Source organism: Endozoicomonas atrinae, assembly GCF_001647025.1.
Taxonomy (GTDB): domain Bacteria; phylum Pseudomonadota; class Gammaproteobacteria; order Pseudomonadales; family Endozoicomonadaceae; genus Endozoicomonas; species Endozoicomonas atrinae.
Genome location: NZ_LUKQ02000959.1, coordinates 1 through 240, shown reverse-complemented (window position 1 = coordinate 240; position 240 = coordinate 1). Strand labels below are relative to the sequence as shown.

Here is a 240-nt window from a genome sequence, read left to right as displayed (position 1 = left end):
TCCACAAAAGCGGCAGCAACAATTACAGCCAGCTGACCATCGACTATGAGCTGGGCGAGATTAACGTGTGGCGAGCCAGCAGCTACACCACGGCCAGTGCTTCAGCCAGCTATCAGCCTGCCGTGGCCATTACCGGAGCTGCCGTCAGCGGTGCCATTCCCATCACCAACCAGAACCGGGGCTTTAACTACACACTGAACATGGCCGAGGCGAAGCCACGACCGGGCACTCTGGTGGTGA

At 59.2% G+C, this 240-nt stretch carries 1 protein-coding gene; it reads left to right on the top strand.

What is annotated here, in order from left to right; translation table 11 throughout:
- The coding region (locus AK963_RS34745; protein ID WP_202970003.1) for a hypothetical protein at positions 1–240 on the top strand (240 nt) is incomplete at both ends.